Annotated in this window: 1 protein-coding gene; it reads left to right on the plus strand. The window is 35.2% G+C overall.

The window, feature by feature from the left end; all coding sequences use genetic code 11:
• A partial coding sequence (locus K5G00_RS29625) for a hypothetical protein (RefSeq protein WP_238770278.1) occupies positions 1-336 on the plus strand: 336 nt, incomplete at its 5' end.
• Positions 337-344 lie beyond the last annotated feature (8 nt).

Below are 344 nucleotides of genomic sequence, written 5' to 3' on the forward strand. Positions count from 1 at the left end.
GCAAAAGAAATACAACAACAGAAAGAAGAAAGACTGAGGAACCAAATAATCAATGCACATGAAAAAGTTTTGCCTCAACATCCGAAGAGCATTTTTGAATATGCGGAACAAATGAAATTGTTTGGTATTGAAATGCAACAGAAGCAAGCTTCCGATGGAAAAGTTGTGGGTATAAAATTTAAGATTGGTAAAGAATCGATAAAAACCAGCTCCGTTCACCGTCTACTTAGTGCAGCCAACCTGCAGAAGTTAATTTTACAGAACCAGAGAACAACTAATCCTCAACAGAAAAGTCAACAATATAAACCAGATAAAAAACGAGGATTCAGGTTATGAGAAAAAAT

Origin of the sequence: Maribellus maritimus, assembly GCF_022267315.1 — a bacterium.
GTDB lineage: Bacteria > Bacteroidota > Bacteroidia > Bacteroidales > Prolixibacteraceae > Draconibacterium > Draconibacterium maritimum.